Origin of the sequence: Algoriphagus sp., assembly GCF_013373065.1 — a bacterium.
Taxonomy (GTDB): domain Bacteria; phylum Bacteroidota; class Bacteroidia; order Cytophagales; family Cyclobacteriaceae; genus Algoriphagus.
This window is the reverse complement of record NZ_JABXIN010000013.1, coordinates 227,741-251,543: the sequence shown is the minus strand read 5'-3', so window position 1 is coordinate 251,543 and position 23,803 is coordinate 227,741. Positions and strand designations below refer to the sequence as shown.

General features: G+C 41.4%; 20 protein-coding genes. 9 read left to right on the top strand and 11 right to left on the bottom strand.

Annotated features, from left to right (window positions below):
- Positions 1–169 precede the first annotated feature (169 nt).
- Together HWE15_RS10080 and HWE15_RS10075 are read left to right on the top strand one after the other, a co-directional pair.
- On the top strand, positions 170–814 hold the full coding sequence (locus HWE15_RS10080) for a TatD family hydrolase (protein WP_290507401.1): 645 nt from the start codon (positions 170–172) through the stop codon (positions 812–814).
- Positions 811–1,536 (top strand): tRNA threonylcarbamoyladenosine dehydratase, encoded by a 726-nt coding sequence (locus HWE15_RS10075; RefSeq protein WP_290507400.1) that lies wholly within the window; start codon positions 811–813, stop codon positions 1,534–1,536. Before HWE15_RS10080 ends, HWE15_RS10075 begins: the two co-directional genes overlap by 4 nt.
- Here the strand turns inward: HWE15_RS10075 and HWE15_RS10070 are convergent.
- Positions 1,533–2,003, bottom strand: coding sequence for a MaoC family dehydratase (locus tag HWE15_RS10070; RefSeq protein WP_290507399.1), 471 nt, complete (start codon positions 2,001–2,003; stop codon positions 1,533–1,535). The two genes, HWE15_RS10075 and HWE15_RS10070, sit on opposite strands and share 4 nt — an antisense overlap.
- Before the next feature lie 212 nt (positions 2,004–2,215).
- Here HWE15_RS10070 and HWE15_RS10065 point away from each other — a divergent pair, with 212 nt between their 5' ends.
- Together HWE15_RS10065 and mtgA are read left to right on the top strand one after the other, a co-directional pair.
- On the top strand, positions 2,216–3,016 hold the full coding sequence (locus HWE15_RS10065) for a class I SAM-dependent methyltransferase (RefSeq protein WP_290507398.1): 801 nt from the start codon (positions 2,216–2,218) through the stop codon (positions 3,014–3,016).
- Positions 3,013–3,711 carry a monofunctional biosynthetic peptidoglycan transglycosylase gene (gene mtgA / locus HWE15_RS10060; protein ID WP_290507397.1) on the top strand — a complete coding sequence of 233 codons (699 nt, stop codon included), beginning with the start codon at positions 3,013–3,015 and terminating at the stop codon, positions 3,709–3,711. The genes HWE15_RS10065 and mtgA overlap by 4 nt, the downstream gene beginning before the upstream one ends.
- A 418-nt stretch (positions 3,712–4,129) precedes the next feature.
- Here the strand turns inward: mtgA and HWE15_RS10055 are convergent, their stop codons facing one another.
- A complete protein-coding gene (locus tag HWE15_RS10055; RefSeq protein ID WP_290507396.1) occupies positions 4,130–5,857 on the bottom strand; it encodes a chloride channel protein in 1,728 nt (575 codons plus the stop codon).
- Positions 5,858–5,969: 112 nt separating this feature from the next.
- The gene (locus HWE15_RS10050) at positions 5,970–6,896 is read right to left on the bottom strand and encodes a M28 family peptidase (RefSeq protein WP_290507395.1); all 927 of its coding nucleotides are present in this window, start codon (positions 6,894–6,896) and stop codon (positions 5,970–5,972) included.
- Positions 6,897–6,961: 65 nt separating this feature from the next.
- Here HWE15_RS10050 and HWE15_RS10045 point away from each other — a divergent pair, with 65 nt between their 5' ends.
- Positions 6,962–7,951, top strand: a complete 990-nt coding sequence (locus tag HWE15_RS10045) for an NTPase (RefSeq protein ID WP_290507394.1) — start codon at positions 6,962–6,964, stop codon at positions 7,949–7,951.
- 203 nt (positions 7,952–8,154) lie between these two features.
- On the opposite strand, the gene yjjX is transcribed toward HWE15_RS10045, so the two are convergent.
- Positions 8,155–8,724 carry an inosine/xanthosine triphosphatase gene (gene yjjX, locus HWE15_RS10040; RefSeq protein WP_290507393.1) on the bottom strand — a complete coding sequence of 190 codons (570 nt, stop codon included), beginning with the start codon at positions 8,722–8,724 and terminating at the stop codon, positions 8,155–8,157.
- A gap of 23 nt (positions 8,725–8,747) precedes the next feature.
- On the bottom strand, positions 8,748–9,455 hold the full coding sequence (locus HWE15_RS10035; protein ID WP_290507392.1) for a YebC/PmpR family DNA-binding transcriptional regulator: 708 nt from the start codon (positions 9,453–9,455) through the stop codon (positions 8,748–8,750).
- Positions 9,456–9,650: 195 nt separating this feature from the next.
- Here HWE15_RS10035 and HWE15_RS10030 point away from each other — a divergent pair, with 195 nt between their 5' ends.
- Positions 9,651–10,064 (top strand): DUF4890 domain-containing protein, encoded by a 414-nt coding sequence (locus tag HWE15_RS10030; RefSeq protein WP_290507391.1) that lies wholly within the window; start codon positions 9,651–9,653, stop codon positions 10,062–10,064.
- A gap of 62 nt (positions 10,065–10,126) precedes the next feature.
- Here HWE15_RS10030 and HWE15_RS10025 read toward each other — a convergent pair whose 3' ends face one another.
- The 5 genes from HWE15_RS10025 to mutY all read right to left on the bottom strand — a co-directional run bounded on the left by HWE15_RS10025 (position 10,127) and on the right by mutY (position 19,476).
- On the bottom strand, positions 10,127–11,605 hold the full coding sequence (locus HWE15_RS10025) for a glutamate synthase subunit beta (protein WP_290507390.1): 1,479 nt from the start codon (positions 11,603–11,605) through the stop codon (positions 10,127–10,129).
- A gap of 1 nt (position 11,606) precedes the next feature.
- The gene (gene gltB, locus HWE15_RS10020) at positions 11,607–16,097 is read right to left on the bottom strand and encodes a glutamate synthase large subunit (RefSeq protein ID WP_290507389.1); all 4,491 of its coding nucleotides are present in this window, start codon (positions 16,095–16,097) and stop codon (positions 11,607–11,609) included.
- A 378-nt stretch (positions 16,098–16,475) separates the two neighbouring features.
- Entirely contained in the window at positions 16,476–17,825 is a 1,350-nt protein-coding gene (gene gldE / locus HWE15_RS10015) for a gliding motility-associated protein GldE (RefSeq protein WP_290507388.1), read from the bottom strand.
- 62 nt (positions 17,826–17,887) lie between these two features.
- Complete coding sequence (locus HWE15_RS10010; RefSeq protein ID WP_290507387.1) at positions 17,888–18,364, bottom strand: single-stranded DNA-binding protein; 477 nt, start codon at positions 18,362–18,364, stop codon at positions 17,888–17,890.
- A 41-nt stretch (positions 18,365–18,405) separates the two neighbouring features.
- Positions 18,406–19,476 carry an A/G-specific adenine glycosylase gene (mutY, locus tag HWE15_RS10005; protein WP_290507386.1) on the bottom strand — a complete coding sequence of 357 codons (1,071 nt, stop codon included), beginning with the start codon at positions 19,474–19,476 and terminating at the stop codon, positions 18,406–18,408.
- A gap of 145 nt (positions 19,477–19,621) precedes the next feature.
- Between mutY and HWE15_RS10000 the strand changes: the two genes are divergently transcribed.
- The 3 genes from HWE15_RS10000 to HWE15_RS09990 all read left to right on the top strand — a co-directional run bounded on the left by HWE15_RS10000 (position 19,622) and on the right by HWE15_RS09990 (position 22,521).
- On the top strand, positions 19,622–19,930 hold the full coding sequence (locus HWE15_RS10000; protein ID WP_290507385.1) for an HU family DNA-binding protein: 309 nt from the start codon (positions 19,622–19,624) through the stop codon (positions 19,928–19,930).
- A gap of 18 nt (positions 19,931–19,948) precedes the next feature.
- The gene (locus tag HWE15_RS09995) at positions 19,949–20,761 is read left to right on the top strand and encodes a tetratricopeptide repeat protein (RefSeq protein WP_290507384.1); all 813 of its coding nucleotides are present in this window, start codon (positions 19,949–19,951) and stop codon (positions 20,759–20,761) included.
- Between the two features lie 188 nt (positions 20,762–20,949).
- On the top strand, positions 20,950–22,521 hold the full coding sequence (locus tag HWE15_RS09990) for an Rne/Rng family ribonuclease (protein WP_290507383.1): 1,572 nt from the start codon (positions 20,950–20,952) through the stop codon (positions 22,519–22,521).
- 53 nt (positions 22,522–22,574) lie between these two features.
- Here HWE15_RS09990 and HWE15_RS09985 read toward each other — a convergent pair whose 3' ends face one another.
- Positions 22,575–23,792 carry a hypothetical protein gene (locus tag HWE15_RS09985; protein ID WP_290507382.1) on the bottom strand — a complete coding sequence of 406 codons (1,218 nt, stop codon included), beginning with the start codon at positions 23,790–23,792 and terminating at the stop codon, positions 22,575–22,577.
- Positions 23,793–23,803: the final 11 nt, after the last annotated feature.

The window sequence follows — 23,803 nt, the reverse complement described above, 5'->3', positions numbered from 1 at the left end:
TCAGAAATGAGGTAGCAAAACCAAGATTTGAATTCGGTTAAAGGGGAGCTATCTTTTTCTTTAACCCAGTCGAGGAAAGCCTTACCTTCAAACAGGGAGGAGGAACTTTCCAAAACAAAAAGCATTGATGTAAGAGCCGGATTTTCCGGCTTTTTTTGATCTTTGAGCTATGCAGTCTTTTGACTTCCATACCCACAATCCTAACTCTCCGGGAATTTGGAATCTTTCTCTTGATCAGATTCCCAAACCAGAGGGATATTTTTCGGCCGGCATCCACCCTTGGTATTTACAGGAAAATTGGGAAGATCAGTTTCAGAAAGTCAAAGCCGAAGTAGAAGATCAAAATTGCTTGGCTTTGGGTGAGTGTGGATTTGATAGACTAAGAGGGCCAGAAATTTCAATTCAACAAGAAGCGTTCGAATCTCAGGCACAATTAGCAATTGAAAAAAAGATTCCCCTGATCTTACATTGTGTCAAAGCTCACGACTTATTATTGCCCTTTTTGAAAAACCATAAAAAAACTCCTCCCATAATCTGGCACGGGTGGAATATAAAGCCCCATTTAGCAAGTCAGTTACTGGAATTTCCAGTTTATTTTTCTTTCGGGAAAGCCTTAATGAAAACCCATTCGAATGCTTCACATTGGCTAAAATCCTGTCCCTCGGATCGATTTTTTTTCGAAACAGACGATGCTTCCCTTTCAATTGATTCCATTTATGAAGCTGCTTCTGTAATTTTGGCCCGGCCTGTGGAAGAACTCCAAAAGCAGGCCATCGAAAATTGGAATCGTATCTCAAGTAGAAAAATCAAATGAGTGACTTTGCTTGGCTAAGCCGAACCGAACTAATTACAGGACGGGAAGGATTGGAAAAACTTGCCCAAAAACATGTATTGGTTGTGGGCTTGGGAGGCGTTGGCTCCTTTGCGGCAGAATTTATTGCCCGATCCGGCGTGGGTGAGATGACGATCATCGACGGAGACACAGTGGACATCAGCAATGTCAACCGTCAGTTACCTGCTACGCAAAAAAACGTAGGACAATCCAAGGCGGAATGGATGGAAGAACGATTGCTAGCCATCAATCCTAATTTAAAAGTTCATGCGATTCGGGAATTCCTTCGACCTGATGCCATGACCCGACTCTTGGAAGAAAATGAATTTGATTATGTAGTAGACTGTATCGATAGCTTCACCCCAAAACTCCACCTCATCGAGGGAGCCTTTCGAAGAAAATTTCCACTTGTAAGTTCCATGGGAGCCGGAGGAAAAGTAGACCCCACACAAATTCGTGTGGTCGATATTTCCGAAACCTACGAATGTAAATTGGCCCGTCTTGTTCGCAAGCGATTAAGAAATCGTAAAATCTATTCGGGATTCAAGGCGGTCTTCTCCACAGAGCGGGTAATCCGGGAAAGCTTGATGATGACCGATGGCACCAACTTCAAAAAATCAGCCTACGGAACCATGTCATTTTTACCTGCTGCGTTCGGTTGCTCCTGTGCAGCCACTGTCATCAATGACTTACTGAAGTCCTAATCTTGGAAATGATATAAGAAAATCAATACACCGGTGAACGCCGGTTTTTTTTGATCTTTAATTTCCAATTTAACCTCAACTTCAGCTTTCACTGTACCACGCAGATTAGCGACATTCCGAAGTTTCGCTACCAGCCGTACCTCACTATTCACAGTAACTGCTTGCGCAAAACGCAGATTTTCAATCCCATAATTGATCATCATTTTCAAATTTTCCACTTGAACAATCTGCTCCCATAAATAAGGCACGATACTCAAAGTCAGGTAACCATGGGCTATCGTATTGCCAAAAGCTCCCTCTTTTTTGGCTCGCTCAGGATCAGTATGGATCCATTGATGATCATGTGTCGCATCTGCAAAAAGATTGATTTGATCTTGGGTAATCCTAAAAAAATCAGAAGTACCAAGTTCTTTTCCATTGTAAACTTCAAAATCTTCAAAACTGCCGATGCGGATAGGATTTGTCATGGTTTGGGGGATAATAGTTGCTTAAAGCGAATTAGCGATCTTTATTTTTTAAATGCAACAAAACAGTGACTCAACAGCTGCCTCCAATTAAGATTTAAAAAAATCAGAGAGTTTGGACCTCAAATCCTCAAAAAAGAAAATTTCTCACAGAGCCTTTCTAACAAGAAGCCATCTAAATTGATACTATCTTTAAGAACTTTATTTTCAGAAATATGGGTACTTACATTCACGGATATCTGGAGGAGGAGCAAAAAAGGCTCCTTGAACAAGCAGGGTTTTTGAACTCCCTAATCTATCCCTGGATTGATCTAAGCCAATCCAAAAATTTACTGGAAATTGGTTCAGGTGTTGGAGGGCAAACTCGCATTTTGCTCGAAAAATTTCCTGAGCTTTCCATTACCTGTGTTGAAATAGAGGCCCGCCAACTTGCTCAAGCAAAACACAATCTCAGTAAGTTCCAAGATCGGAATGTTGAATTGATTCAGCAAGATGCTAGTCAACTTCAAGTGGATAAGAAATTTGACTCAGCTTTCATCTGTTGGGTTTTGGAGCATATTTCCCAACCTCAAAATGTTCTGGAAAGGATCTTTTCGCACCTTGAATCTGGAGCGATAATTTATGTCACGGAGGTATTTAATTCCAGCTTTCAGTTCTTTCCAAAACTCCAAGGATTAACTGAATATTATCAAGCTTACAATTCATTCCAGATACAGCATGGAGGCAATCCTGATATTGGCTTGCAACTGGGAAACCTATTGCATCAGGCAGGGTTTGAAAAAATCGAGCTGATAACCGGCGGATTCCATTTAGATCAATCCCAACCTGAGAAATTAAAGTTGATGACAGATTATTGGAAAAGCCTGATGCTGAGTTCAGCCGCAGAAATGGTTGACTCCGGCATAATTGAAAATACACTAGTCAAAAGAATGGAATCTGATCTGGACAAACTTGCAACAGATTCTAAGGCCGTATTTTTTTATCAGTTTATCCAAGCGAAAGCCTTTAAGCCATGAAAAAACTCATTCGCTGGTTCATCCGATTTATCCTCAAACTTGCGGTCTTCTTTTTTATCCTTTCCATAGGTTCAACCATCCTCTATCGATATGTCCCTGTGCCCCTTACCCCTTTAATGGTGATCAGATGGGTAGAAAGTTTTGAAGAAGAAAAGTCAGCCATTCCCTTCGAAAAAACCTGGGTTCCTGCAGAAGAAATTTCCCAAGTAGCATTTCAGGCTGTTTATGCCGCTGAAGATCAAAACTTCCTAAATCATTCCGGTTTTGACTGGGAGGCGATGAAAAAAGCCTGGGAAGAAAATCAAAAAGGCCGACGGGTTCGGGGGGCGAGTACAATTTCCCAGCAAACCGCAAAAAATGTCTTCCTTTGGCCAGGCAGAACTTATGTTCGGAAAGGACTAGAGGCCTATTTTACATTTTTGATAGAATTGATTTGGGGGAAAGAACGAATTATGGAAATCTACCTCAATGTAATAGAAATGGGTCCAGGCATTTATGGAATAGAAGTAGCTTCACAGGAATATTTTGGAAAATCCGCCGACCGTCTTTCAAAGCGTGAGGCTGCGCTAATAGCAGCTTGCCTCCCCAATCCACGCCGCTGGTCTCCTAAAAAACCTACACCCTATCTCCTGCAAAGGCAGACTTGGATTTTACGACAAATGAACAACTTAGATCCATTACCTTACGGAAAATGATTTTATACTATTTCAATTCAGAATTAGCTTTTTCCGATACAAGCATAATCAAAGATAATTTTTCACCTTACTATTTACTTCGGGAGACAACGATTCAAAATAAAATTTGTTTTCAATATTTTTTTCAAATAAAAACAGAGAATTAAGAGAAGGTTAAGCGAGGTTAACCAAAGGTTAAAAATCGGGCTATACTGATCGTATTTAAGGATTAAAAAAGTCAAGATTTTTTTATCCACATTTTCATTAATTTATCCACAGTTTTCCACAAAACAAGTTTAAATAATTGGTTATCAATATTTTAAATGAATTTAAAAATGTCCGATTTTGTGGATAATTGAAGCTAACTTAAATTTTTCAATCTGAGATTTTCGGAAAATCGTGGATAATTTCAAATTCCAAATTTTATTCTAAAAATAATTTAGTCATGCTTCTTTCGGATCAATCTTTTCCGATAAGAATTAAAAATTCTAGACTTTGAAACAAAGCCAATATAGCGCCCATCCTCTACTACCGGCAAATTCCAAGCTCCAGATTTTTCAAATTTCTCCATTGCCTTTTGCATATTTTCATGAGCAGATAGAATTTCAGGAGGACTGTGCATTAGGGATTGAATTTGGATTGTTTCCTGCTTCTCCTTATCGAACATGATATCCCGAATATCATCAAGGGTAATAATTCCTCGGAGATGCTGATGCTCATCCACCACTGGGAAAATATTCCGCTTGGATATTTTTACCAAATCAATCAAATCTTTCAAACGGGAATTAGGATGAATCGGTAACAAATCCCGTTCTATCACCTGATGAATGGAAATCATATCCAGCAATTCCTGATCTGGCGTTTCGGGAAGGGACCGCCCTTTTTCTTTGAGTTGTTGGGTGTACAGACTATCCTTTTGATAATAAGTCTTAGTCACGAAAGAAATGGCGGACACAAACATCAGCGGAACAAACAGCTCATAGCCTCCAGTAATCTCCGCAATCAAGAATATCGCCGAAAGTGGAGCATGTTGAACTCCAGCCATTACTCCACACATCGCTACCAAGGTAAAGTGAGCCAAGGGAAGCGGAATATGGAAATCAAGCATATTTTTAGCATAAGCAAAGAGAAAACCTAAGATTCCTCCTACGTATAGAGAAGGTGCAAAAATCCCCCCTGCTCCTCCGGCACTCAAGGTCAAAGCAGAAGCAACCGGCTTGATCAAAATCACAAAGGCCAGAAAGAACAAAATCATGTAGGGGTTTTCGATTGCCGAGAAAAATGGGGATTTATCCAATAGCTGATTGGATTCACCCCGAATCAACATATTCAGCGTATCATACCCTTCTCCATAAATCGGCGGGAAGAAGAAGAGGATAAAGCCCAGCAAAGCTCCTCCATACAGAATTCGAAGCAATTGGCTTTCAAAGCCTTCCATGATTCGTTCGGTCCTCATCACAGCTTTACTGAAATATAAGGAGGTCACTCCACAAAGTATCCCTAAAATCAAATAATAGGGCATGTGGGAAGCCATAAAGGAATCCTGCAAATCAAAATAAAACACGCGATCCCTTCCTATCAACATCATAGAGGTCAAGGATCCTGTCACGGAAGCTATCAGCAGCGGAATGAAGCTTGCTGTACTGATTTCCATAAGAATTACTTCAATCGCGAAAATCACAGCTCCAATTGGAGCTCCAAAGATGGCTGAAATTGCTCCTGCTGCACCACAGCCAATTAATAAGGCCCGCTTCTTCGAATTGAGATGAACCATCAACCCGATATTGGACCCTATGGCAGAACCGGTTACCAACATCGGTGCTTCCAATCCTACAGAGCCTCCAAAACCTACCGTCAAGGCGGAAGTGATCACACGACTGTAGGTTTTTACCCGAGGAATTAGACTTTGCTTTTTGGAAATCGTGAACAGGACATCAGGAATTCCATGCCCTCCAAAGTCCTTAAAGAGGTATTTGCTGAGAATAAAAGCAGCCGATATACCAATAATGGGGTAAATGATATAGAGGAAATTGGCATATTCTACATAGAAGTCCTCTGTCAAAAAGTTTTGGATAAAGTGCACTCCCTCTTTCAAAATCACTGCCGCCAGACCAGAAAGTATCCCAATTATCCCGCTGAGAATCAGGATAAAATTCTGGTTACTCATATGACGGAGTCTCCAGATCAGCAGACGTGCAATGAAGTCATTCTTTCCCAAAACGATGGCAGTTTTCTAGAAAGCAAAGTAACTAAGCTCTCCATCAAAGGAAAAGAAAGCGTCAAGGAATTATAAAATCCTGGTCAATTTTTTCAATACAGGCGAGGATTAGGTGGGATGCATCAACGAAAAACCGGGGATTAACTTGAGAATATTCATCACTCGGCTGATGATAATCCTCGTGATCTTCCACACCAAAATAGAGATGAGGGATTTTTTTATCAAAGAAAGCCCCATGATCTGAAGATCGGGTCCAGTCCTCCCTTCCTGTCCCTGGAGTATCATGACCAAATTTCAAAGTAGGTTTCTTGCCTTCAGAAACTTCCTCCAGCAAAGCCCGATATTCCGGATAGTAGTGCGTCCCTGAGACATAGAGCTCCCCCGCTTCATTTCGTGAAATCATATCCATATTGATATTGAGAAGGATTTGATCCAGTTCAAAAGGAAAATCCTCTACCAGTGCTTTTGCGCCTTGAAGCCCTTTTTCTTCTGCATCTAATGCCGCAAAAATCATGGAATGCTTAGGAGGATTTTGAGAAAAATAACGGGCCATCTCAATTAAGGCTGCTGTTCCTGAAGCATTGTCATCAGCACCATTATAAATGGAATCTCCGGCAGCTGTCGGCCTCCCAATCCCCACATGGTCAAAATGTGCTGTAATGACAATGATTTTTTTACTTTCTGTTCCAGGAACAAAACCAACCACATTAAATCCAGTGATGGTAGTATTTTCTCTTCTGCTGGTAAATCGAAATTCTTGGAAAAAATCCGGATACTGCGTTTCTAACCCCATCCCAATAAATTGCTCCTTGATATAATCCCGAGCACGGAGATTTTCGGGCGTACCCGATTCACGGCCCTTTAACTCATCTGAGGATAGAAATACCAGGTTTTTGATTAGATTTCTATCTTGTAGCTTTTGAGAAAATGAACTATGTGCCGTAAAAAACAGAATAATTGTAGCGAATACTTGAAGATTCCACCGCATGAGCTGGTATTTTTTTCGTTATTTATAGTCGAAATTTAAAAGGAAGCTTTTAGAAACCTTCATTCATGAAATATTTCTTTTTCGTATTTCTTCTCAGCTTCATTTCCTTTCAAGCCTTCCCACAGAATGGTTTGTCTGAAAGCTTTTTTGATGGAAAGTCAGTCGTACTGGTTTCCGTTGATCCGGGAGCTCGGCCCGCTATGGATTGGAAAACGGCTTCCGACACTGTCCACCATTATTTGGTTGAAGCCGGGGCTGACCCAGTAGCTTATTATGAATTGGAGCAAGTGGTTCTATCGGAAGAGATTCGGGCGGCATATGCCAAAGCCTTCGATCAGCGACTCGTTAAAAACATTATTCTGATAACACGACAAAAAAATCAGGCAAGTATTCATATCGGGGAATTCAGTGGTGATGGGCAGGTGATAAGCAGTACTTCCTTGTTTGGCACCTCGGGAAAGGATTTAAGCGAAGCCGGGCAACTTTTAGCAAGTTCTACCCAAAATCAACGAAGCAAAAACCTCTTGGTCATCGATGTTCCGGAATTTCCCAGTCAGGTGGGAGCACAAAGCAACACCAGTTTAGCGACTTCAAAATTTTTGCCGAGAAATCCCCTAAACCTTGAAGTGTTTAAACTTGGGATTCCATTAGAAGGAAGCAGTGCTGCGACAGGATCCTTGAGTTTCTTTCGATTTGACCTTTATGGAAAATCAGCAGAAACGATTTTAGCAGAGCAAGCATCTCAAAAGACGCAGCTCGAAGCCATTTTGAAATCGGAATATCCGCATGAGTTTGTGTGGTTGACCGAATCCCAAACCAATGAGGAGTTAATTCGGGATCGAGTACAATTCTTATTGGTTCGAGTAGAAGGTCGGGAGGCAGATCTCAAGAAAAGTATGGGCTTAGAAGCCAACTCGGAAACGGAAACAGAAACCGTGGTAAAATTCTACATCAAGCTAATCGTACGGGATGAGTTGTACATTGGACCGGAATGGGATGCAGACCCGGATTGGCGCGTAGCACTTCGTAATTTTCTGAGAAACCTAAAAAAATAAACCTCCCCGAAGGGAGGCCTTGTTGCTTGACTGAATTAGGGGTGATTAAAGCAACTTTACTATTTATTTTTGTGATGAAATGGTCTTTTTTGTATATGAACCTTTCTATTCCCTAAAGAAATAAAAAAAGTTTTAACATCCTAGAATTTCCAAAAAGTTTTTTGAACCAAATTGGCTTTTTTAAAAATTTTATTTGATCAGTCCTATTTATACAAATCTTTTTGAATAAAAGGAATCAAAGCCAGCAAAACTGCTTGAGAATAATAACTTTTCCGATCTAGTTTGCCTTGGGTCAAAATCCCCACTGAACCGCCTTGTTGTTTCGAATTTTCTTGTGAAAAAAACTGATCATCAGCCTTTCCCAATTCTACTCCCTGTTTGACTAATTCAGCGATAGGTTCAGGAAGATAAAAAGTGCCTGTTTGAGCTTGCCCACTTTTCCCGGTTTTGTCCTCAACATAGATATATGCAAAGGCATACAAGCCATGCGCATCTTCATCCACTCCACCTTCAATCCCAACCCAATAATCTGCTTCAGGGAACGCTTTTTTAGCATTTTGAGCTCGGTTTCTAGCCCCTTGCCAAGTTTCTTCAGCGGTCATTGGCTGATCAGATACTCCAGAAGGAACTGCGATTCCGCTCACATGAAAAGGATGATCAAAAGCCAAATTAAATGCTTCTTCGGCACTCTTTATTTTTACCGGATTGGTACTTCCTACCACGATCAATTGATGGGAGTATCCGGATAAATTTTCTCTTTTGGGAAAGTTCATAGAAAAAAGCCTAAGCAAAATGCTTAGGCCATGTTAGTGTAAACGTTATTGACATCATCGTCTTCTTCTAGTTTATCGATGAGCTTGTTGATGATTTCTTCCTGCTCCTCAGTCAATTCCACCAAGGTAGTTGGGAACCGTTGGAAATCAGCAGAGATTACTTCAATCCCTTTTTCCTCAAGGGCTTTTTGCATGGTTCCGAAATCTCCGAATTCGGTGTAGACGAAGATTTCCCCTTCGTTTTCATCGATATCTGTCAACCCATAATCAATAAGTTCCAATTCCAACTCTTCCATATCCCAATCATCCTTAGCGAAACGGAATACTGCTTTGTGGTCGAACATGAAACTTACTGAGCCTGAAGTTCCCAAAGAACCTCCATATTTGGTAAAGTAGGAGCGAACATTCGCAACCGTCCGGTTGGTATTATCTGTCGATGTCTCAACGATTACGGCTATCCCATGCGGTCCATAGCCTTCGTATACTACTTCCTCGTAGTCTTTTTCATCCTTATTGGTTGCTCGCTTGATAGCAGCTTCAATCCGATCCTTGGGCATTTGCGCACCCTTGGCATTTTGGATAACCGTCCGGAGTTTGGCATTACTGTCAGGATCAGGTCCTCCAGCTTTTACTGCCATGACGATTTCTTTACCTAGTTTGGTAAAGACTTTGGACATCTTTGCCCATCGTTTAAATTTTCGCTCTTTTCTAAATTCAAATGCTCTTCCCATGGATTTGCTCAATTTGGGCCTAAAATTAGTAAATCTTTTGATTTTGGAAGGAACTCCTTGAAGCTGAATCAAAAAGTCAATACCTCGCTTTTCTGAGTTTAAAAAATAAAGTAGTGAAGAAATGTTAATTCGATTTTTTTAGAATAAACCTTCCCCTATTTCCCAAGTCAAAGAAGCAAACAACCCACAAAGACAATGAAAAAGATTTTATTGAGTACCGGACTAATTTTCCTTTTATCCATGGGAGCATTTGCACAACAAAAATCCCAAAGACAAATGCCAGATCCTGAAATACGCGCAAAAATGATGACGGATCGAATGGCTGAACAATTAGGCCTTTCTGAGGAACAGAAAGCAAAAATATTGGCCATTAACCTTGAAAATGCAAAGCAAAGACAAGCTGAAGCCGAGGGACGAAAAGCAGAAGCGGAAGCTAGAAGAGCACAAGCCCAGGCCCAAAAAGAAGAAATCATTGCGATACTTACTGAAGAGCAGCGACAAAAATGGGAAGAACTGAGAGCCGCTCGAGGAGATAGAGAACGAAGAGGTCCACGAGGAGGAGAAATCCATGACCGGGAAGAGTTTCGAAAAAGAAGAGGAGGGAATTAATTCCTTAACAAAAAATGCCACCGATTGGGTGGCATTTTTTAATCTAATCACTCAAACACAGCTTAATCTACTCCGTGAATTTCATCTTCAATATGGAAATAAGACTCATCCTTTTGTGGGAGTGAAGATGATCCCATCAGGTATTCATCGACTTTTACTGCTGCCTCACGGCCTTCGGAAATTGCCCAAACGACCAAAGATTGGCCCCTGCGCATATCTCCAGCAAGGAAGACTTTTGAATTCGTGCTTTGGTAATTTTTAGACTTTGGCAAGGTATTCTCCATCGCCTCAACTCCAAACGCTTCCAATAACCCATTTTGAGCCGGCCCCAAATAACCGATTGCAATAAAGGCCAAATCACAAGGAATGGTCCGTTCGGTACCTGCCACTTCTTCGAAGGTCATTCGTCCATCTTTTTCCAGCCACTCAATATCGACAAGTTTCAAACCTGTCACTTCACCCTGCTCATTTCCGGTAAATTCTTTGGTCAAAATGGAGAATATACGCTCCGCCCCCTCTTCATGGGAACTGGAAGTTTTCAAGGTCATAGGCCATTCAGGCCAAGGGTTCAAAACGGTTCGCTGTTTTGGAGGTTTAGGAAGCAATTCCAATTGCGTAACCGACTCAGCGCCATGACGATTAGAAGTACCAATACAATCACTACCTGTATCCCCTCCACCGATCACGATGACATGTTTTCCTTTGGCGGAAATCGGATTTTCTTCAATCTCTCCTCCAATAACTTGGTTTTGTTTCCCAAGGAATTCCATGGCAAAATGAACTCCTTTTAGGTCTGAACCTTTGATATTCAAAGCTCTTGGCTGCTGGGCTCCAGTGGCCAAAACCACCGCATCGAAGTTTCGAAGAATATTCTCAACCTTGATATTGAAGCCCACATCGGAATTACAAATGAAAATCACACCCTCCTGCTTCATCAATTCTATTCGGCGATCGATTACCCATTTTTCCAATTTGAAATCGGGAATCCCATAACGAAGTAAACCTCCGGGTTTGGCATCTTTTTCAAATACCGTTACCTCATGCCCTGCCTGATTTAATTGGTCTGCTGCGGCCAAACCAGCAGGTCCGGAACCGATAATCGCTACATGCTTTCCGGTCCGAGCTTGAGGAGGGTTTGCTTGAATCAATCCCAATTCATAGGCTTTTTCAGCAATGTTTTTCTCAATTAACTCAATGGTAACAGGATCCTTATTTATTCCCAAAACACAACTTGCTTCGCAGGGAGCGGGACATATTCTACCCGTAAACTCAGGGAAGTTGTTAGTACTTCGGAGAATCTCAATGGCCTCCTGCCAATTTTGTTGATAAACCGCATCATTGAATTCCGGGATTACATTACCTAATGGGCATCCTTGATGGCAAAAGGGTACCCCGCAATCCATACAGCGTGCAGCCTGATGATTCAGCTTTTCAGCTGAAAAAGGCTCATATATTTCCTGATAATCTCCAATCCGCTCTTTCGGATCCCGAGTTATAGGTGTTTCTCTTTTAAATTGTAAAAATCCTTCTTTCGCTCCCATCTTAAGCCAATGTTTTTGATTTTTCTTTTGCTCTCTTTTCCAATACTGCTTTGTAATCTCTTGGAATCACCTTAATAAATTTCTGGCTTTGCTTCTCCCAATCTTCCAAAAAAGAGGTAGCCAGTCTACTTCCGGTCAACTTCACGTGTTTACGCAGGTAGGATTGAATAATAGCCAAATCCTCCTGGGTCAAAGGATCTACATCAACTAATTCGGGATTGATTTCTGTGATGTAATCCCGAAGAATAAAGGCGATCCCACCACTCATTCCTGCTGCGAAATTTCGACCAACTTCTCCTAGATTGATAATCAATCCTCCCGTCATGTATTCACAACCGTGATCACCGATTCCTTCCACCACTGTTTTTACTCCAGAATTTCGCACACAGAAACGCTCTCCTCCTTTTCCATTGATAAAGGCTTCTCCAGAGGTAGCACCATAGAAGGCTACGTTTCCAATAATGATATTTTCTTCAGGTTTAAATCGTGCATTTCGACTTGGATAAATAGTCAATCGACCTCCTGATAAGCCCTTTCCAAAATAATCATTGGCTTCTCCTTCTAATTCAAAACTTACCCCTTTGGTCAGGAACCCTCCGAAGGTCTGTCCCGCAGATCCGGTAAATTTGATTTGAATGGTATCATCTTGAAGACCTTTGCTCCCATAGATTTTTGAGATTTCATTTGAAAGCATCGCTCCTACAGCCCGATCTGTGTTTTTTATTTGGAAAGATCCAGATACCTGGATTTCCTGTTCCAGAGCTGGCTTGGCTGCCTCAATCAATTTGGTATCCAATACATCAGACAAATCCCACTCTTGGTCAATTTGCTTGTGTATCCCGACATGATCAGGCACCTCTACTTTATGGAAAATAGGAGAAAGGTCTACTTTATCCCACTTCCAATGATTCAAATGACCGGTCGACTGAAGAACATGGCTTTGGCCTACCATTTCATCCACGGTGCTGAATCCTAGGGAGGCCATGATTTCACGCAAATCCTGAACAAGGAAATGGAAATAATTAACGACATGATCCGGATCCCCGGTGAATAGCTTGCGAAGTTCAGGGTTTTGAGTAGCAATCCCCACGGGGCAGGTATTCAAATGACATTTTCGCATCATAATACATCCTTCCACTACCAAGGCAGCGGTGGAAATACCCCATTCTTCAGCGCCCAAGAGTGTTGCTATTGCAATGTCTCGACCTGTTCGCAATTGGCCATCTGTTTGAAGGACGACACGACTTCTGAGATTATTTTTTACTAAAGTCTGATGTGCTTCGGATAAGCCCAATTCCCAAGGCAAACCGGCATGACGAATAGACGATAGGGGCGAAGCGCCCGTTCCTCCATCTGCTCCTGAAATCAAAATAACATCCGCCATCGCTTTGGCTACCCCTGCAGCTACCGTACCTACACCAGCTTGAGAGACCAACTTGACATTGATCCGAGCTTTTCGGTTGGCGTTTTTCAAATCGAAAATGAGCTGCGCCAAATCCTCAATCGAGTAAATATCATGATGAGGTGGCGGAGAAATCAAACCTACCCCAGGAGTAGAATGCCGTACACGGCCAATCCATTCATCCACCTTATGACCAGGAAGTTGTCCTCCCTCACCTGGCTTTGCTCCTTGTGCCATTTTGATCTGAAGTTCTTCAGCATTTGTCAGATAATTACTCGTCACACCAAAACGTCCGGAAGCAACTTGCTTGATGGCAGACCGTTCCCAATCTCCATTTTCCTTCCGCTCAAATCGGACTTCATCCTCTCCCCCTTCACCTGAATTACTCTTGGCACCAATACGATTCATCGCAATCGCCAAGGTAGTGTGAGCTTCATGGGAAATGGATCCGAAGGACATCGCTCCTGTGGCAAATCGTTTTAGAATTGATTCAGCTGGCTCTACTTCTTCGATAGGAATAGAAATCCGCTTTTTAAACTCAAACAAACCTCGAAGGGTTAAGGCATCCTTACTTTGCTCATTGATTTTCGCAGCAAATTTCTTGTATAGCGCATAATCGTTGAGCCGGGTAGATTTTTGAAGTAAGTGTATGCTTTCAGGGTTAAACAAATGCTTTTCTCCTCTTCGCTTCCACTGATAGACTCCACCCGTTTCCAGGGTTGGACTATGGGTATGGTAAGCGGCCCGATGACGAATCAATACCTCTTCGGCTAATTCATCGAATGAGACTCCCGAAATTCTCGAAACTGTGCCCTTAAAGCATCGATCGATTACTTCTGGACCCAATCCTATGGCTTCAAAAATCTGTGCTCCTTGATAAGACTGAAGCGTAGAAATACCCATTTTGGATAGTACTTTCAGCAAGCCTTTGCCAATTGCTTTTTGATAGTTGGAGAAAAGCGCTTTCCGATCTTTGATTTCGGGAAACTGCCCCTTTTCATACATGGAAAGTAAGGATTCCAAGGCCAAATAGGGATTGATAGCTGAGGCACCATAGCCAATGGCAGTGGCAAAATGATGCGTTTCTCGAATATCTCCAGACTCCAGAACTAAGCCAGCTTTGGTTCTTAGTTTTTTCTTCACCAAATGATGATGGACTGCCCCAATTGCTAGCAGTGATGGAATTGGTGCCCACTCTTCATTACTATTTCGATCTGAAATAATCAGAATATTTTTGCGGCCATGAACAGCCTCTTCTGCTGCTTTACAAAGACTATCCAGTGCTTCCAATAAGCGCCCCGGCTGATGATCTGCCTGGAAATGTGCATACAGTTTTACAGCCCGATATCCTTGAGCCTCCATATTTTGAATCTTTTCCAGGGATTCATTCAAAAGTACAGGCTGGGAAATATGAATTTGCCGGGTATGTTGCGGACTTTCTTCCAAAATATTATACCCCTCTCCAATTCGGGTAAACAAAGACATCACCAATCGCTCGCGAATCGGATCAATTGGCGGATTACTTACCTGCGCAAAGAGTTGTTTGAAATAGTTGGAAATATGCTGGCTCTGTTTGGACAAAACAGCCAAAGGGGTATCCGCACCCATAGAGCCGATCGCTTCCTGACCATTCCCTCCCATAGGCGCCAAGACCACCTTCAACTCTTCAGAGGTGTAACCAAAAATGGTTTGGAATTTATGGATATGTTCAGTCGAATAGGGATGGGAAAGTACTTCAGGATCTGGCTCCAATCGGAGTTTGATCCGTTGTTCATTCACCCATTTTTCATAAGGCTGACTTTTGCAGATTTCGGATTTGATTTCTTCATCAAAGAGTACCTTGCCTTTTGATAAATCCGCTAATAGCATCTTTCCAGGACTGATTCGGCCTTTTTGAACGATAGTAGCTTCCCTGATGGGCAAGGCTCCAGCTTCGGAAGACAAAACCAATCGATCATCTTTGGTGATGAAATAGCGTAGTGGACGAAGTCCATTTCGATCCAAAGTCGCCCCCACATTTTCACCATCCGTAAATAAAAGTGCCGCAGGTCCATCCCATGGTTCCACAAGGGAAGCATGAAACTTATAAAAAGCTTTTCTATCCCTATCCATAACCTCATTATCCTGCCAAGCTTCCGGCACCAACATCATCATGGCATGGGAGATGGAGCGTCCTGAAAGAGAAAGTAATTCCACCATCGCATCCAGATTAGCCGAATCGGAGTTCAACTTATTGGTAATCGGCATCAGCATTTGAAGTTCCTCATCTGAGAAGAATTTGGATTGCATCAGCGTCTCCTTGGACTTCATTTTGTTGAGATTCCCGCGAATGGTATTGATTTCCCCATTATGCGAAAGACAACGGAATGGCTGGGCTAGTCTCCAGTTAGGAAAGGTATTCGTAGAAAATCTCGAGTGGACAATCGCAAAAGCCGACTCGATCTTACTGTTTTGAAGGTCTTTATAAAAAGGCAAAACTTGGTCAGTTCGAAGTTGGCCTTTATATATAAGTGTACGGCTGCTTAAGGAAGCAAAGTAAAAGGATTGATTGACTCCCGGAATCTGTTCGTTGATTTGAGTCGTAGCATGATTTCGAAGCACATATAATTTACGCTCCAATTCAAGGCCCGTAAGTCCTTTTTTATGACGGACAAATAGCTGCTCAATATTGGGCATCACTTCCAAAGCCCCAGAGCCGGGAACTGTCTCATCTACCGGAACAGGACGATAGCCAATCAATTCAAAATCAAGCTCTTCAATTACCTGATTTAAGAGCGCCTTTGACTTTTGAAATAGTTGCTTGTTTTTAGGAAAAAAGGTCATTCCTACACCATAGGATCCTTTCTCCGGAAGATCTATTTCCGTACGGGCTGTAATATCCTTTAAAAATTCATGAGGAATCTGGATCAAAATTCCCGCACCATCTCCTGTTTTAGGATCAGCTCCCCGCCCCCCACGATGCTCCATATTGCTTAACATAAAGAGCGCATCGCTGATCGTTTCGTGAGATGCTTCCGCTGTCAAATCCACCACTGCGCCAATCCCACAGGAATCATGTTCTAGTTCGGGACGGTATAATCCATGATGCATATTATTAAGATTTAATAGGTTCAAAATTTCCAAAAATTACCAAAAAAATTACTCCTATTAAAATTTCTACAACAAACAGCTTGTTTTGATGACAGATTTTCTAGAAAACGAATATTTTTTTGTTTTTTTATAATTGAAATTTGAATTAAAAAATAAACCTGAAACAAGAATTTTTCTTAAATTTTTAGAAAAATAGGTTTAAAAAGAGCTGGCTTTTTGAAAATTTATATAGAAAATTCAAAAAGTAGATAAAAAGCCAATTTTTTAATCAGCGCAGATTTTTTTTGATTGAATTTTCAAATTTTAACAGAACACCAGTAATTCCTCCTGGGTTATAACCATTTAAAATTTGGATAAAATGGAATTATACAAAATTCATTAATCGGTAAACTCCTTATTCCCTTCCTCGTCAGGGGACTTGATATGAACCTTGACCTTTTTAATCTTCCTCAAGTCAACTGCGAGAATAGTAAACTCAAAATTCAAAAAAGTAATCTTTGTTCCATTTTTGGGAAGCTTGCTATTCAATTCCAATAACAATCCCCCCAAGGATTCATTTTCCCCTTTTACTTCATCAAAAATCTGAGCATCTAACTCCAACTTTTTACAGAAATCATTAAGCGAGATTTTGCCCTCAAAAATAAAAGTCTGATCATCTAACTCTTTAAAATAGAATCCCTCTGCATCATCAAACTCATCGTTGATTTCCCCGATGATCTCTTCGATCAAATCTTCCAGCGTCACTAAGCCTGAAGTTCCTCCATATTCATCCACAACAATGGCCATGTGAACCCGCTTTTGCTGAAAATCTTTCAAAAGTGTATCCACTTTCTTGTTTTCAGGAACATAGAAACTCTTTCGGATTAATTCCTGCCAAGCAAAATTTTCATCCCGCTCAATGTATGGAAGCAAGTCTTTGATGTAAAGAATCCCCTGAATATTGTCGATGGTTTCATGGAAAACCGGAATTCGGGAATAACCACTTTTATTGATTTTATCCATCAATTCATGGAAATCCATCTCCATGTCCACAGCAGTGATTTCCATTCGGCTTCGCATCACTTGCCGCACAGTCAACGTCCCAAAGTTTACAATCCCCTTCAGAATTTCGCGTTCCTCATCGGGCGTATCCTCGGTAGTGAGTTCCAAGGCCTGATTCAATTCTTCCACGGAAAGGGAATAACCTCGTTTTTCAATTCTTCGCTCGATCAGGTTACTAATCGACATTAAAAGAAATGAAAATGGTCTTAATAGGGCCGAAAAAAACTTCATCGCAGGCGACATGGCCTCGCTAAACTCCATCCGGGCTTTATTGGCGTAAACTTTGGGTACAATCTCCCCAAAGAAAACGATGGCAAATGTAATCCCGACCGTTTGAATCAAAATGACCATAATGCCGGTAGCATTCATCCCAAAAATAGTCCATGCCACAAAGGTCGTCAAAGTGACGATGGCAATATTGATCAGATTATTAAGAATCAGGATAGTGCTCAGGAGCTCTTTAGGTCGCTGAAGCAACTCAACAACTGCTTTACTTCTAGAGGTATCTTTTTCATAGAGCTGATCCAATTCATCATTACTCAATGAAAAAAATGCAACTTCTGAACCGGAAACCAAGGCGGATCCGATCAGCAAAAGAATAAAAAGTACTCCATTGAGTAATAAATAAGCTGCGCCGGGCTCAGCTATTTGTGCGAGTAAACCTATACTCGGGTATGGGTCGTCCATGGACAAAACACGATGGTTGCTACAAAATTACAAAATCCCCTGAAAAATTCAGGGGACTTGATTTAAAACGGTAGATCATCATCCTCATCCGAAGATGGAGCTAAATCCATCGAATTGGATGCAGGTTGAGAAACGGGATTCGATGGGGCCGGATTGGTCCGCTGATAATTGCCTTCTCCAGAACTTGGATTGCCACCCGGATTTTCTGAACGGGCACCTAGCATGGTGAAACTTAATACCCTGATCTTGGTTCGTTTCCGGTTATTCCCTTCTTGGTCTTGCCAGGTATCAGACTTGATTTTGCCTTCTACATAGATTTGCATTCCTTTTTTAAGGTATTGTTCGGCGATTTTTGCCTGACCACCCCACAGTTCCAAATCATGCCATTCCGTTTGCTCTACCCGATTGCCACTGCGATCCTTATAAGCCTCTGTGGTTGCGAGACGTAGATTCGCCACCACATTATCTCCTTCCAAATACTTCACTTCGGGATCTGCCCCAAGATTTCCAACTAGGATCACTTTATTTACTCCAGCCATTTTTTAAATTTTCATTGATTAATACAGAAGATTGAAGGTAATCAAAAGCCTTGATCGTTCAAAAAATTTACAATCAACTTTGGCTTGGCTAATTCTTCGATTCGCTCTTCCTCTACTAGTAGAAAACCTTCCTCCTTGGCCCATTTTTCAAGGTTTTGATGTTCAGACTGATCGACTTCTATCTCTGAAAATTCAGCATAAAGGCGTTGATGAGACAATATGTGTCGATACTTTTTTGGAAACTTCCTCTCACCCTTCCATTCCAAAGGCATTTGGAAGTCATGTGCTTCCTCTTGATTTTTCTTTTCGGCCATAGGAAAATCGAATAATCCCTCCCAGATATCTCCAGACGCTCTGCGTTTCCAAACCCAATTTTCCCCGCAACGAATAACAAAATAATGAAAATGCCGATCCCTGATTTTTGTCTTATTGACCTTGACAGGAAGCGATGAAACCAATTGATTCCTGAAGGCAAAGCAGCTCGACTTTAAGGGGCAAGAATTACAATCTGGATTAACGGGAACACACTGACGCGCTCCAAAATCCATGATGGCTTGATTGTATTCTCCGGGATCCGCTGCAGGAATCACTTGATCAGCTAATTCCTGAAATTCCCGTTTTCCTTTTCCGCTCGCTATATCCGTTTCAATTCCAAAAAATCTAGCCAACACGCGAAATACATTTCCATCCAATACCGCCTTTTTTTCTTCAAAAGCAAAGCTGGCTATTGCTGCGGCGGTATAGTCGCCCACTCCTTTTAATAGTAACAGCTCTTTATGGGTCTTTGGAAAATCTCCCTCTCGCTCAAACCAAATCTGTTTGGCACAAAAGTGAAGATTGCGGGCACGGCTGTAATATCCCAAGCCTTGCCATAACCGAAGCACCTCCTCTTCGGGGGCTTCTGCCAACTCCCGAACAGTCGGGTATTGGTTGACAAACTTGTTATAATAAGGTAATCCCTGAGCAACCCGAGTCTGCTGAAGAATGATTTCTGAGAGCCAAATTTTGTATGGATCTTGGGTTCCTCTCCAGGGTAATTCCCGAGGATTTGATTGATACCAATTTAGTATTGAATTAGAAAACGCTTGATTATCAATGGATTTAGGATTCATTCGGTCTATAATTTCCTAGCACAAAACTGGTTAATTTTTATGGATTTGTTTTTTAATTGACTTGCTTCTCGTACATTTGCAGTCCCAAAAACACTTGGTTAATAGGTTGTTAAGCTTATTTAATAATTTCTAAATTTAAATCACCGTGACAAAAGCAGAAGTAATCACCAAAATCTCGGACATGACCGGGATCCAAAAGGATGATGTTACCCAAACAGTTGAAGCTTTCTTCAGCGTGGTCAAAGATTCCATGGCAGAAGGCGAAAACATTTATGTAAGAGGGTTTGGTAGCTTTATCAACAAGAAAAGAGCAAAGAAAATCGCTCGAAACATTTCCAAAAATACTGCCATTGTCATCGACGAGCACTATATCCCGGCATTCAAGCCTTCCAAGGTGTTTATCGAAAAGATCAAAAACAGTAATAAGATCAATGAATTAGCTCCACAAGAATAAGTCTTAGGGAGAATTGAAATGAAAAAAACTCAGCTTATCCTCATTATCGTCGGCGTATTGGCCATTGTGGGATTGTACTCTTTGCCCAAGATCGTCGTGGATAATGAGGCCCAAGCTGGGGCTACTGTGGGACAGGAATCTGAGACCTCTTCTGAAAATGCAGTCGAAATGCACGCTGCAGAATTAAGCGAAGAGCAAGAAAACCTGCTCTCAGAGTTGCGAAACAAAGCGACTGAATCTAATATTTCACTCGAGGAATTAGAAAATTTGGCCAATTTGTATCAGGAAAAGGCAATGTACGATAGTGCAGCTTATTTCCTAGCCGTAGCGGCCGAACAGTCAGAGGAACTAGTCTGGGACGAAAAGACAGGGAATGCTTACTTTGAAGCTTTCACGTTTGCTCTGGATCCTCAAAAAGTGGAAGCTACTGCTGAAAAAACCCGGGAATACCTCGGCACCGTTTTGGAAAATGATCCAAGCCGGTCAGACTTGAAATCTAAAATTGCGATGACCTACGTGTCTTCCTCCAATCCCATGCAGGGCATCATGATGCTTCGGGAGATTTTGGAAGAAGATCCTCAAAACGAAGACGCCCTTTTCAATATGGGGATTCTATCTATGCAGTCCGGCCAATACAAGCGAGCTGTTGAGCGGTTTGAGGAATTGGTCAACTATCACCCTGATAATCTGCAAGGACAGTTTTATCTGGGAGTAAGCTATTTTGAGTCAGATCAACGAAATAAAGCGAAAGCCCAATTTGAGGCAGTTAAGGAAATGACCCAGGATCCTATGATTTTGGAAAGTATCCAAAGCTATCTTGATAGGCTATAAATAAAATTGTATCACATCTAAACAAACAAGACTATGCCTTGCGGAAAGAAAAGAAAGAGACATAAGATCGCTACGCACAAGCGTAAGAAGAGACTAAGAAAGAACAGACATAAGAAGAAGTAATACACTTCTTCTTTTCCTGTTTTAAAGAAAACCACACGTTCATTTACATATTATTAGACTAGGTTTTGAGTACGGAATTGTTAATTGATTCTGCTCAAAATGGAAGTCGGATTGCCCTGCTTCAGGACAAAAGCCTCGTAGAGTTACACTCAGAGGGCTTGGAAAACCAATTTAAGGTAGGGGACATTTATCTGGGTACTGTTCGGAAAATCGTAAATGGCCTAAATGCGGCATTTATTGACGTAGGCTACGAAAAAGACGCTTTTCTACATTATCAGGATTTAGGCCCCAATTTCCAAAGCTTGCAGAAGTTCACCAAAATGGTGCGTAACAACAACTACAGCAATTACAACCTGAAGGGCTTTGAAATCGAACCTGAAATTGACAAGATCGGAAAGATATCTTCGATCTTGTCAAAAAATAATCAGGTTTTGGTACAAGTGGTAAAAGAACCCATTTCTACCAAAGGACCCCGACTTTCCTGTGAGCTCTCTCTTCCAGGTCGCTACCTCGTCTTGGTGCCATTTTCGGATACAGTTAATGTTTCGAAAAAAATCCGCAGCAATGACGAACGAAAAAGGCTATTACGCCTCATCACTTCCATCAAGCCTGCCAATTTCGGAGTAATCATCCGTACGGTGGCCGAGGGTCAGTCAGTTACTGAACTTGACAAAGACCTTCGAAATCTTCTCTACAAATGGGAAGAAGGAATGAAGAAATTGATGAAAGCCAAAAGCCGCGACAAGGTAATTGGAGAGATGAGTATGGCTTCCTCGCTTGTGCGAGACCTACTCAATGAATCCTTCGATGCAATCACCGTAGAAGAAGAATCTACTTACGATCAGATTAAATCCTACATCAGGTCCATTGCGCCTGAAAAAGAAAAAATTGTCAAGCTTTACAACGGTAAGGCTAAATTATTTGAAAGTTTTGGGATCGAAAAACAGATCAAAAGTCTGTTTGGACAAACGGTCAGTTTGCCTCAGGGAGGCTATGTTATCATAGAGCATACGGAAGCGCTCCATGTCATTGACGTCAATAGCGGCAATAAATCCAATCAGGAAAGCGACCAAGAATCCACGGCACTAAAGACCAATTTGGTTGCTGCCAAAGAGATCGCCAGACAGCTCCGCCTCCGAGATATGGGAGGAATTATCGTAGTCGATTTTATCGATATGAAGCGGGCCGAAAACAAAAAGGCCATCTACGATGCGATGAAAAATGAGCTAAAGGCAGACCGGTCCAAGCACACTGTACTACCGCTGAGCAAATTTGGATTGATGCAAATCACCCGTCAGCGCGTACGTCCCGAGGTCAACATTGTAACAAAAGAAGTATGTCCTGCTTGTAATGGCACTGGCAAAATCCAGGCATCTATCTTGATTGCGGACAAATTAGAAAGCGACTTAAAGCATTTGTTGACGATGCAAAACATTGCAAAAGTGCAAATCGGACTTCATCCCTACCTGCACGCCTACTTTACCGTCGGTCTGATTAGCCGTCAGGTGAAGTGGTTTTTCAAATATTTCAAATGGATAAAACTGATCAAAGACTCTTCCCTACCGGTGACGGAATACAGATTTGAAGATGAATCTGGAGAGGAAATAGAGCTAAACGTAAAAAGCGAGACTGAGTAAGTCTCGCTTTTTTTATTCTTCACTCGAAATCATTTTTCTTATTTCTATTCAAGTCACTCCTTGATGAAATCTATTTCATCCCATCGCTTTCGAAGTCGAATGCTTTCTGGATTATTAGAAAAGAGATTATAGTTAATCAATAACTTTTCAATTTTTAGTGTATAGATCCCAGGTGATAAATTTCCAATAGGAAGCATGCCTTCATAAACTTTTTGATTTGAGACCTGAAGTCGATTCCTTTTCCAGGAATCTGCCTTAATCACCTCGCCCCCAATTGAAAATCTGTATAAATCCGGAGTATCCTCCAACTCGTGCCAACCAAGCGAATCCAATTCCTTTTGGAAATTTTCCCTTAAGTCAACTACGTATTTATCATCCCCCGCATACCGGGCAATTCCTAATTTTAGGTAATCCCCACTGACTGTTTCAGAAGGCAAAAATGCTCTTGGATACCGTTTGCCCTCTTGGTGAAATTCTACGAAGGAAAGTTCCTTGGTAGGCCATTTCAACTCATTTTCCAGTAGATTCGCTTCATTAAAGAAGAGGGAAAAATCCCGAACATCATTGAAAATCAAAGGTATAGCCAGAATAAATATTCCCAACCCATAAAAAATACTGAACCATTTGCCCAGGTTACTTTGATAAATCGCACTCACCGAGGCCATCATGGACTTGGCCAATTTAGCCCTCCACTTTGCTTTTCTGTAGATCAAGGAAATTATAGCGAAAAGTAAAAGCGAAACAATAAAGATGAGATAAACGATGAAAAAATTGATTTCAAACCACAGGTATATAAAAAGCAGCAGAACCAAATAAGCAGTAGAAATAAGAATTGGAAATACCAATGAAATAGGATAGGCAAAAGTCAAACTACAGATTCGCTCCATGGCAAGTACCATTTCTCCGGGTTTCTGATACTCATAATGCTGAGAAATTTTAAAAAGCTTTTCTTTGATCACACCCTGTGGAAAGGCATAACTCAAACCTAAAAACCCTGCCCAAATAAACCGGAGTATCAAGTGGACAATAAAAAAAATCTTAAACACACTGATCATCGCACTTAGGTAAAAAAGTACCAAAACAGCTCCCAGATAGCTAAGCCCAATTTCTTGAACCAGCATAGCAGAAAAAGCATATATTTTTGAAGGAAAGGCAAATAAAAAGGCCAAGATAATACCCGAGATAATGACCTCAGGCTCCCAGCTGTTTCGTTGCAAATTTTCTAACCAGGAAAGTTCTTCCCTCTTCCGATCACTGTCTAACTCTTCCATTAAAAGACTAT